The organism is Aggregatibacter sp. oral taxon 458 str. W10330 (genome assembly GCF_000466335.1).
Lineage (GTDB): Bacteria > Pseudomonadota > Gammaproteobacteria > Enterobacterales > Pasteurellaceae > Aggregatibacter.
On record NZ_KE952622.1, the window covers coordinates 16,366 to 26,957 of the forward strand.

General features: G+C 41.1%; 5 protein-coding genes. All 5 read right to left on the reverse strand.

What is annotated here, in order from left to right; translation table 11 throughout:
• Positions 1–5,554 (reverse strand): hemagglutinin repeat-containing protein (locus tag HMPREF9065_RS0109595; RefSeq protein WP_021616886.1); only part of this gene is annotated, 5,554 nt, incomplete at its 3' end.
• Complete coding sequence (locus HMPREF9065_RS10145; RefSeq protein ID WP_021616887.1) at positions 5,538–7,373, reverse strand: two-partner secretion domain-containing protein; 1,836 nt, start codon at positions 7,371–7,373, stop codon at positions 5,538–5,540. The genes HMPREF9065_RS0109595 and HMPREF9065_RS10145, both read right to left, overlap by 17 nt.
• Positions 7,374–7,420: 47 nt before the next feature.
• Positions 7,421–9,166: a ShlB/FhaC/HecB family hemolysin secretion/activation protein gene (locus tag HMPREF9065_RS01245; RefSeq protein ID WP_021616888.1), complete on the reverse strand. Its 1,746-nt coding sequence runs from the start codon at positions 9,164–9,166 to the stop codon at positions 7,421–7,423.
• 105 nt (positions 9,167–9,271) lie between these two features.
• Positions 9,272–9,925, reverse strand: a complete 654-nt coding sequence (gene rnt, locus HMPREF9065_RS01240) for a ribonuclease T (RefSeq protein ID WP_021616889.1) — start codon at positions 9,923–9,925, stop codon at positions 9,272–9,274.
• An 81-nt stretch (positions 9,926–10,006) separates the two neighbouring features.
• Entirely contained in the window at positions 10,007–10,414 is a 408-nt protein-coding gene (gene gloA, locus HMPREF9065_RS01235; protein ID WP_033002744.1) for a lactoylglutathione lyase, read from the reverse strand.
• Positions 10,415–10,592 lie beyond the last annotated feature (178 nt).

Here is a 10,592-nt window from a genome sequence, read left to right on the forward strand (position 1 = left end):
CCGCACTCACCTGACTTGCCGTTTGGGTGTAATGATTCTTTGCGATGAGGGTGGTGTTGCCGTTTAAGCTCCCCACTTGGCTGCCCTGTGCGTAAAACTTCGTTTTATCGCTTTCTAGCGTTTGCTTTTGGGCACCAAACGTAACCCCTAGGCCTCCGCCGCCCAACACGCCTGATTTTTTCTTGCTGTGAAAATCCTCGGAATAAACTTTGTTTTCCGCTTCTTTGATGTCGATGTTTTTCGCCTGCACCGTTAAGCCGTTTTCTCCCACGACATTTGAGCCTTGCACCGTCACATTCCCTTGACCGGCAATAAGATTCACCGTTTTTCCGTCAATGTTACTGCTCACCGATTGCGCAATATCGTGTTCATGACGACGTATCTCCGTCGTTTTACTTAACCCGAAGCGACCTCTGCTCACGGATTTTGACGCGCTTGCCAGTTGCTCCTCTTCGCGACCGGCTTCAACCTGGATATCCCCTTGTTGTGAGCCAATCAGCACGTTGCCCTTTTCGCTACCGATATTCGATTGGCGTATCCGGACATCCTTTTTCGCCACAAGCGTCACATCGTCCTTGCCTTTAAGGGTACTGCCCACTTCCGAATGTTGCGCTAAACGATAGTAGTTATCCGCATCGCCGTTGTAATACTCTTTATTGCTCACCGTTAATGTCGTCACGTTTAACATATTCCCTGCCGTTGCGCTTAAGCTGCCTTGGCTTTCAATATCGGCCGCTTTTATCATCAGGTTCTCATTGCTGTGTAATGCCAAACGGCCGCCTGCGCCGGTGACTTTCACGCTGGCAAGACGGTCTAACACGGTGCGGGCAACATTGCCGTCGGCACTTTCTGAAGAGGAAAGCGTACTGCGAATGTCTAAATTTTTCCCCGCCGCCAACGAGAGGGATTTCACCGCTTCAATATTGCCTAAGTTAATCAGGTTTTGTTTCGCCGATAAATCAACCGTATCCCCCAGTATCGAGCCTTCGTTTTGCAGTTGATTCGAATGAATCCGGGTTAAATCTCGTCCCGCAATCACGCCGCGGTTTTCCAGCGTATCTACATTGCCGAGAATTTGATTGGCTGAAACCACGCCCCCTCGGCTGTTAATGTCACTATTGCGTGCCACCAAATATACTTGCGGCACAAGTGCGGTGACTTTACGTCCGTCTGCTAGCGTAATCTCTTTATTGACAAACCAAACCATATCGCTGGTCAGTTCTGACATTTGTTTGGCGGTTAAGCCGACACCCAAGGCAAGGTTAAATTGTTTAGCGTATTTCACCCCGCTATTCATTAACGCTTTGTATTGGTCTATATCGTTGTTATAGCCTTCAATGTAACGGCGACCGGTCAGTTGATGGATTTGCTCGTTGATTAAACGTTGTTCATAGAAACCATCGCCTAAACGTTTATGAACGTTATCGTGATTGTAACGAAGTTGTTCAAACATGTAGTCGGAACTGAGCCAGCGTTTACGATCGGTAAATTTTGGATCGGTTTCGACCAAATAACCGTTTGGTGCCTCCGGATTAATTTTATAGAGGCTGGCTTGAGGTAATTTCACATCTGGAAGATGTGTTTTCACCACCGGCATTGTCATATTGGATAAGTCTTGAGGATCAAATTTTTCAACGGTGGTCTGTAATTTAGCGATGACCTGCCCGGAACTTATCACATTATGGTTATTTATGGTCGGTGTTAGTGTAATTTCGGTATGCTTGCCGATAGATGGATTTAATGGCGATTTTTCAATCGAAATCCCATTTGGATTATCCGCACTATTTGACATAACAGAGACTGTATCTAACTGAATATCTTTCACTTTGGTTTTATCATCCACGGTGGCACCGGATGTGATTGGGGTGCCGATCGTGTTAAGCACAAGATTAAAATGCACCTGTTTTGAAGATTGTTCATTAATGGCTTTTTGTATCTTTATATCTAAGAAATTTTTATGTCTTCTTCCTTTTCCTGATCTCCGTCTATCCTGCTGATAACGATAAAAATAACCTTGCTCATCTACAATCTGTGTTGCGGTGAAATCCTCATTCACGAGTTTTCCATTGTTTGAATCAATGCTTTCACCTGATTGTGAAATATTTTGTTCATTAAAATATAGTCTTCCTCCAATTAAAAGTTGGCTATATTGATTGAGTGTATTTTCGCTATTAAGGTGTAAGTTTCCGCCTACAAGGAATTTAGCTGGAGATTCATCATAAATTTCCGGGATATAACGTGTTTGGGTAAACTCTCGACGTTGCCAATAATCCCCTTTATGCGAAGAGATGTTCCCTTTGGCTCTATCATAAAACGTAAAGGTTGCACTTTTTTTACGTTGCCCACCGGCCTGGTCCATTTCGCCATCTACACCAACTCGATACCATTCAGAAACTTTCCCAGTAGTAACATTTTCTTTACCATATAAATCAAACGTTTCTCTTTCTTCTCTGATTCGAGTTTTGATTTTAGTATCTCGGTTAATTACATTTTGGGCATTAACAACTGCATTGCCTAACAATTCAATTGTTGCACTATCATTTTGAATTAAATTTGCCTTTCCAACGGCATGATTATTTTTATCTAATGTATTACCTATAACTGTATTACCTAAGGAGAGAATTAAAGCACCATCTCGATTAATTAACGTATTTACCCCAAAATCTAAACGCTCTCTTGCCGCAATCGTAGCCGCTTTCGTCTCTCCATTGACGGTTTCGGCCAAGTTTTCGACTGTTGCAGCATTAATTGCTAAATGATCACCGTAAATTCGTCCTGTGCCGATATTTGTTACGGCTGAGCTCTTGATAACGGTGTTAACGCCATCAATCAACCCTCGGTTTATTAAGTTCGTTGAATTCAGCATTGTCTCATTTGATGAAAGTTCTGCATTGGCACGATTCTCAATATGATTTGCCGAAATCGTCATTTTATTAGCAACTCTCTGCTCAGTATTATTCGTGAAGTTACCCTCTGTTTTAAATGTTAGATTATTCGCTTCGAAAGCATTATTTAAGATAAAACTCTCTTTTAATGCGATATTCAGATCGCCTTTTGTTTTGATATTACCTTCAGATGCCAAACCTGTTGCATTTAAATTAACGGTTTTATTACCTTGAATAAGCCCTTTCTCATTATTTACCATTAAATTGTTGCCGTTTAAGACATCCACGGTGTTCACCGCCAACAATTCTCCCTCGCTATTATCTAAATGATTATTTGAGGTAATAGAGACATTATTCGCACTATAAATGCCACCTTGTTGGTTATTTAATGTTGCCGTTTGGATGACAATATCTTGACCTTGAATACCTTGTGCCGGTGATTTATCTTTTGCTTTTGTACCTTGGTTATCAAGCTGCTCTGTATTGAGGGTTAATTTATCTGCATAAATTAACGAACCTTGCTCAGATGTTGCGCGGTTATTGATTGTTTTTGCTGTAATATTGGCTACATGAGAAGAAATCTTGCCTTCTTGATTATTCACCGACTGTGTAGAGAGTGTTAAATCTCCCTGACTTTGAAGCGTTCCTTGCTGATTTTGTATGTCTTCTGCTGTCGTGATATTAAGCGTATTTCCACCATAGAGTTTACCTTGCTGATTAAATAGCGTAGTGACACCTTGTAAAACCATGCTACGCAATCCAACAATCCCCTTTAAAGCATCTTGGGTATGTCGGTTATCAATGACATTTTGGTAAGCCTCAATTAAGAGTGAATCGTCTGCTCGAATGAGACCGTTTAGGTTATTAATATTCCCCGAGTGAATATCGGCCTTATTCTTGGCGAATAAGATGCCTTGTTGGTTATCAATCTGTTGTTGAGCTGTTTTGAGCAGTAATTGATTGGATGAAACCACTTTGCCTTGTTGATTTTCTAACCCTTTGGTCATCAAGGTAAGCATATTTTCTGCCTTGATCGTGCCTTGTTGGTTATTTAATGCCGTTTGTGTCGTAATATTTAAATTGGCAGATACAGAGGCAATTTGGCCGGCTTGATTATTGATTTTATCTGCATTCAGCGAACCATCATTTACCATTAAAATTTCACCGGACTGATTTTGAATATCAGAAGCTTGAAGTGCGGTGCTATTTAAAGCTGTAATACGTCCGGCTTGATTATCAAGTTGTTTTGCTTTTAAACTCAAATCAGTGGCGACGATACCTTGGTGCTTATCTGCAAGGGTATTGCGATTATCTAAGGTTTTTTGCGTAAAAATTTCTGCTATTTTGGCACGAATACTCCCCTGTTTATTATTGAGCATATCCGTATTTAATTTCAGTGTGCCGTTTTGCGCTAAAACCATGCCTCCCGTATTATTTATCTCGGATTGATTGCTATTAATCGTGAGCTTTTCACCAAGGCTGGCAAGGATGCCATTTTGATTTTGAATACCTTGTTTTACATCAATATGTGCTAGTTGGCGTGCAATTAGTTTGCTCTCTTGATTATCCAGCGTTTGTGCAGTCACATTTACTTGATTGCCGCTTATTTCGCTTTGTTTATTTGATTTAATAGCATCAGCAACCAAATTAACGGTATTTGCAGTGATTAAACCGTTGTTCTGTTCGAGGGTATTAGTATGCAAATCAAGCTGTGATTGTGTACGTATTTCACCTTGATGATTAATGAGAGATGCCGTATTTACGGTGGCATTATTGCGTGAAAGAATATTCCCGTTATTGTTATTCAAAGAATTTGAATGCAGGGTTAATGAATGTTGTGCAATAATCCCTTTACTACCTTGCTTTTCCAATAAGGTTTTTTGATTATTAATTGACTGATTATTGCTATTAATAGCAATCTCATTTGCTGAGATTAATCCTTGATTGTTGTTGATTGCCCCGCTGTTAATATCAATATTTTGAGCAGCAATAATATTTCCCTGTTCGTTTTCTAAACGATGCTGATGCGTATTAATAATGAAAGAACGCTCCTGACTGCCAATCGTTCCATTCTTATTGTTTAATGTGCTGCCGGTTTGAATATCACCATTTAACTTCGCAATAATATGGCTATCTGTATTGCTTAATTCATTTGACGTGATGATATTAAGATTATCCGCCGAAATGACACTTTTTGTGAGTGAATTCAGTGTATTTGCAGCCAAATTTAACGTCTGAGCTTTAATGGCACCATTTTGCTGATTTAAATTATCGGATAACGTGATATCGGCCTGTTTAACAGCGCGAATACTACCTTCATCATTAGAAAGATTTTTCGCATGTAAAGTTGAATTGTCCTGCGTGTAAACCAAACCTTGCTGATTATCGACATTGGCGACATTGATAATCTGTTTGCCTACACTGACGATCCGCCCTTGTCGGTTGACTACATTTCCGGCCTGAATATTCACTTCTCCAAGTGCAACAATCCCCTTATCTTGGGCATCCGTTAAGGTCTGTTTATTAGATAGAGATTGTCCTTGGGTATTAATAGCAACATTTTGATTAGATTGAATTAAGCCGCCATCATTAATAAATTCACCTGAATTAAGAGAAAGACTTTGATTGGACAACATTACGCCATTTGTTGTATCAAGTTGATGTATCAAGTTGACCGGTTCCGGTATCTACCACTAGTTTGCCATTTGTCAACAAATGTCCTTGGCGGTTATCCATTCCATGAGAATAGAGAGTTAAATCACCTTGCGTTTTCAAGGTACCGCCTTGATTCTTCAGTTGATCGCTGACCGAAAGTTTCAGTTCATCAGTGCCGGTTTGTTCCCAAACAGCCTTTTGCATATTGAGTGAATGTTGCTGAGCTGTGATTTTTTCTGCTTTAAGGTGGCTTTGTTGTGTTTGAAGCTCAGCAGGGGTGTTTAATGATAATGTCTTATCCGCAATTAACATTGCATGATTAGCTTGAATATTACCCTGATTTGCGACAACACTCACAGAATGCGCTGATGTATGACTATGGTCGAGATCAACTTCTGAACCTTGAATATCGATCTGGCCTGAAGCAAGATTTTTCCCTTGTAAAGTTGCTTTTGCTGTCGCAGAAACCGCAACGTTTTTGCCTTGACCGGAATTTTTTTCAAGCGAACGTACTTCACCCTGTGCGGTATCTTTTACTTCTACACCGGCAGCAACTAATGAATTGGTTGATGTTTTGACCCTTGCTGCTTGATAGGTAATGTTACCTTTAGCGACAGATTCTCCGTTTTGAGTAATTTGATCGGTGGCAATTTTATGAATGTCACCTTGGCGCGCAACAATAGTCCCATCTTGCTTAATATCTAATGCGCTGTTTAATGTAATATTGCCTTGGCGATTTTCAATTTTGCCTTTGTTCTCAATCTCTTGCATTGCAGTAAACTGCGTGGATTTTGCAGCATTGAGTGTTCCCGTATTGACAATTCGTCCTTGACTATCAATATGCAGGGTTTCTGCACTCGCGCCAATATGACCGGCATTGCGCACACCGATACCGGCTTCGGTACCAACCAAGTGGATTTTGCCCGAGTACATTCCACCTAATTCCCCCACATCAATTGCAACCTGTGGCTTAATATCTCCAACCGATGCTTGTTCTGTACGAATAACTTGTAACGTTTTATCAGCATCAGATCGTGCGATAGTATTTTTCCCGGCGATAACCGTTATCTCTTTTTTCGACCAAATACCGGCGTTTACTTCAGCTTCTCGAGCAAGAATTTCAGTGTAATCCACATGACTGTTATCTAGACCTTTTCCACTAACGGTTACTTTACCCGCTTCAACTTTGAAATTATCGACTTGACCGTTTTTAATTTCAGGTTTGCCGGTAGTCAAAGTCACGCGGTCAGAATTAATAATCCCACAGCCTTCGCAATGTAATCCGTTTGGATTTGCAATAATGACATTGGCTTTCTTACCTGCTACCTCCATATAACCTTTCATCACCGAAGGATTACTAGAGTTTACTTCATTTAAAATAACGTTTGCTTCACCGCGAGCAAGATAGGGGTTGCCTTGCACCATGCCCGCCAGTTGAGTCTGGGTATGTGTACGGCTGTTATTTAACACAGCGCCTTTCTCAGCAATATCAAATTGACTGTATTTGTTGTGGGACAAGCCTTTATCGTTGGGAGTTTGAATATTGACTTGCGGTAGTCCGTTGGCCGTTTGTAGTACGATTGGCTGCTGGTTTTTCGGGGCAGACTTATCAGCTTGGATAATTAAGGTTTCAGCGACTGCACTCTCTGAAAATGCGACAAAACCCAAAACGCAAAATAGACTAAACGCTAAGGGTTTTAATCGAACCGATACATGAGACAGACTAACATCATGTTTTTCAGTTGATTTTCCCTCGGATTTAGCTAACTCCGAAACAACAACAAAACGTTGCAAAGTTTTACTGAAAATGACACGGAAACATTGTTTGTTCATACCTTAATCCTCAAATTTTATCCAAATTGATTTCGCTGAAAAATAAATTAAAAACTATATCCGATATTAAAACCGGCAACCGCATTAGAAGTTCTGAATCCTTCGGGTTTACGTATAGGTTTACCTACAAAGACATCATAACTAAAGCCTTTTATTCCTCCTCGCAAACCGATCGCCGTTCCCATTAAATGGCGACCAAGTTGATTTTCTGTGGACCAGCCTGACACTCGCCCTCCGTCAACCGCCCAATAAGCGGCATGATTGGGGTTAAATTGCCAACTTAGCTCGTTTCGCCAGTTCCAACCACGTTCACCGGAAAGAGAAAGTTCACCATCAAAACCGCGTACGGTATAACGTCCACCAATTGAAAAACGGTCTTGAGCGATCAGTGGGGTTTTATTCCACTGGGCATTCAAGCTGCTTTGCCATTGCCAAGCTTGGCTACCCCATTTAAAGGGTTTTATGAGATTGATACTCGCTGTAATAATTTTAGGACGAGAGGTGCCTTCACCGAATAGCTCTTCAGGGGCAGATAATGCTCTCCGAGCAGCCGTTCCTCGTTTGAAATTAATTGAAAAATCTACGGTGGCTGTTGGGAAATATTCTTTGTGATTAATCCCAGCTTCCCAGCCGGCCATTCGTCTTCTTTGTACGTCAATTTCTGCACCATCGATATAATTTTGAGATTGACGAGACCAAAAAGAACCTGAAACCAAGGTCTTGCGTTTGGCATCACGATAGAGCAGATAGGAGAGTGTCAATTTATCCGTCTCACTTTCACCTGAGTAGATATAACTATTATCAAAAGCGCCAAAGACTTCCTGATGATATCTACTCTGATTATGGGAAAACGCTAAATTCCAGTAACCAAACGGAATAGAATAGTAAAGTGTGAGGTTTTTACTGGCACGGCGACCTCGGTCATCTCCTTTTTGTTTTATCGAATGCGTAAAAGAGGTGTAGAAAAGATCATTTGCTGAAAAAATATTGTCTATAGAGAGTGTGCCATTGGCTTGCCATTTACCAGTAGAAGTCGAGCCGGCATCGTCTAATCCGACATTTAAACGAAATGGAAAGGCTTGATTGTAACTAATTTTTAAATCACTCTCCCCCACCTCTGCTTTATCGCTTTCACTCGGTAAAATTTCGATGTTTGCCTCAACAGTCGGTGCACGTTTTAAGTTTTCAAGGGATTGCTCAATATCTCGAATATTCAGTACATCGCCGGAATGAAACGTCAATCCGGTTAATGCATGTAAGCGGGTAAAACGAGGCACATAACTACTATCAGCAACAATCGTATTACGCACTTTACCCGGAATGACGGTTAACATTAATTTCCCATCACGTAAATCTTGTTCTTCTGTCACCACACGTGTTGTCACATATCCTTTCTCAATAATGTTATTTTGAACCTGTTTCATTAAAACACCTAAACCCGCACCACCAAAACAGTGAGGTAACGTCAGTTTTAATGATTTCGCTGCTTTATCAAACGCCCATTGAAATTGACTTTTTAGCAAGGAAGAGTGGTAATCCGTTAAAGTAATTTGATGAATGGTATAACAGGGAGATTCTGCAGAAGAAAGTAAAAGTGATTCACTGTGAGGCGAATCTAGACGAATATCAGGTTGAGTCTGCAATTTGTCTGCTTGTGCCTGTTGATATTGTTTCTGTCGCTGTTGTTGTGCCGCATCAATGTTGTTTAATTGAGGGTCACGCGTATCGGCGAAAGCTACTGTTGATAGTGTAGAAGAAATTAAGCTTAAAACGAATGTTCGATAGTATTTCATAGTTAATAGGCCTCATATTCAGTTTGTAAAGTCTAGAGTGTTTTCCATTTTCTTTCAAATTAATCAAAAAAACCACAATCTTAAGTGCGGTCAAATTTAAAGTCGTTATTCTTTTGCCACAATATGCGGGAATCCACCAAGGGCTTTTAGGTGATTTACCATATAACAAAACAGCTCGGCGGTGCGTTCTGTGTCGTAAAGGGCGGAATGTGCTTGTCGGCTGTCGAAAGGAATATTTGCCGCTTGGCAGGCTTTGATCAACACCGTTTGACCGAACATAAAACCGCTTAAAGTGGCGGTGTCGAAGGTGGAAAACGGATGAAATGGGTTGCGTTTAGCATTGGTGCGTTGTGCTGCCGCCATAATAAATCCCTGATCAAAGGCGGCATTATGCGCCACAATAATAGAACGTTGGCAGTCCGCCTCTTTTTGCGCACGTCGCACCATTTTAAACATCTCGCTGATGGCAATATTTTCACTCACGGCACCACGCAATGGGTTATCAACATCAATGCCGTTAAACTTAATCGCTTCCGGATTGATATTGGCGCCCTCAAAAGGTTGAATATGAAAATGGCATTTTTGATCGGGTAAGAGATTGCCCTGTTCATCCATTTTGACCGTAATCGCTGCCAATTCTAATAGCGCATCGGTTTTCGCATTCAAGCCGGCGGTTTCCACATCAATAATGACCGGTAAATACCCCCGGAAGCGGTGTTTTAATAAATGATAGTTGATGGTTTCTTGCGTGTCAGACATACCTATTCCTAAAAATAAAACGTGGATTATCGTTCATAATCCACGTTAAAAAACAGTTGAAATTTTCACCGCACTTTTCGCTTAGTTGCCTAAACCGGCTTGTGCGCTTTTATTTTCAATAAATTCAATTTTGTAACCGTCCGGATCTTCGACGAAAGCAATCACGGTGGTTCCGCCTTTTACCGGGCCCGGTTCGCGAGTAACATTGCCGCCCGCTTGACGCACAGCTTCGCAGGTGGCGTAAATATCATCGACACCAATGGCGATGTGACCGTAGGCATTGCCCAAGTCGTATTTCTCGACACCCCAGTTATAAGTTAATTCCAAGACGGACGCCTTGTCTTCATCATCGTAGCCTAAAAATGCTAAAGAATATTTATATTCAGGATTTTCGCTGGTACGCAATAAACGCATCCCCAACACGTCTTGATAAAATTGAATGGAACGTTGTAAATCACCGACACGTAACATTGTGTGTAAAATTCGCATTTGGTTTTCCTCACTGTGAATAAATCTTGTCAATTATGCCACAGAATGAATGGATTTGCCTGATGAAATTCGTGCTAAAGGTTATCGTAATTTGTCGTAGGAATACGCAAGGAGACGCACTAAAAGCACAAAGTGCGGTGAAAATGATCTGACCCCCAAAATCTAGACGATTAATTCA